This is a genomic window from Chryseobacterium sp. RU37D, assembly GCF_900156075.1.
Lineage (GTDB): Bacteria > Bacteroidota > Bacteroidia > Flavobacteriales > Weeksellaceae > Chryseobacterium.
The window spans coordinates 1-1,280 of sequence record NZ_FTMM01000063.1 but is presented as its reverse complement, the minus strand read 5'-3'; the positions used below and the strand labels follow the sequence as shown (position 1 = coordinate 1,280).

At 40.8% G+C, this 1,280-nt stretch carries 1 pseudogene; it reads left to right on the top strand.

The annotated features are described in order from the left end of the window. Nucleotides 1-9: 9 nt before the first annotated feature. Nucleotides 10-1,280 (top strand): annotated as a pseudogene (locus tag BW926_RS14465) (hypothetical protein); the annotation flags it as partial.

Below are 1,280 nucleotides of genomic sequence, written 5' to 3'. Positions count from 1 at the left end.
ACTAATTTCATAGGGACGACTGATGCAGTAGATTTTATAGCTAAAACAAACAATCAGGAAAGACTAAGAATTTCTTCTTCAGGTAATGTGGGAATAGGAACCACCTCCCCTGCTGCCAAGCTGGATGTTTTAGGAGGAGTGAATATCACCAGTGCAACGGGAAATAATACACTTTATATTATTGGAGGTAATACCCCCACTAATCCACGTTTATATGTAGAAAAAGGGGCATTAGAAGTGCAATCAAATGAGCCGGTAGGAACCAATAGTATTTTTTCAATAAGTCAGGCAAGAAATCAAAAAGTAACTGTGTTGGCCAATGGTAATGTGGGGGTTGAAACATCAACGCCAAATCTGCAGGCGAGCTTAGATTTAAGTGCTCCTGATAAGGCTTTATTAACCAATCGTGTGGCCAATACATCTGTTATCACTTCTCCTGCTGAAGGTATGATAGTTTATGTTAAAGATGAAAAGTGCTTTAAAGGATATGCAAATAGCTTATGGAGAGATATAACCCCATGCTCAGGTGGAACCCCAATCGTTACCCAGCTTAATTGTGGAGGTGGAGCCCTTAATGGCAGCTTTACTTCAGGAACATCTAGTAATGGTACTTTTAGCTTACCTTATGCAGGAGGCAACGGAGTAGCTTACATAGGGCAAACTATACTCTCAACAGGAGTAACGGGATTGACGGCGACTTTAAACGCAGGTACATTAGCTAATGGGTCGGGAAGTTTAACATACACTATTTCAGGAACACCATCATCATCCGGAACAGCTAATTTTACGGTAAATTTTGGAGGTCAGTCATGTACATTTAATGTTAATGTAAGCTCTTCCCAACCTCAAGTTATTCTGCTTAATTGTGGAGGTGGAGCCCTTAATGGCAGCTTTACTTCAGGAACATCTATTAATGGTACTTTTAACTTACCTTATGCAGGAGGCAACGGAGTAGCTTACATAGGGCAAACTATACTCTCAACAGGAGTAACGGGACTGACGGCGACTTTAAACGCAGGTACATTAGCTAATGGGTCGGGAAGTTTAACATACACTATTTCAGGAACACCATCATCATCTGGAACAGCTAATTTTACAGTAAATTTTGGAGGTCAGTCATGTACATTTAATGTTAATGTAGGTGCTGCAAAATGTGGAGCATATATTGCTCCGGGACAATGGAAAGACTTTATGTGTCACAACTTAGGTGCTGATGTGAGTGCAGATCCTTTTACACCATCAGCATCTATACAAGGAGCTAAATACCAGTGGGGAGCTAC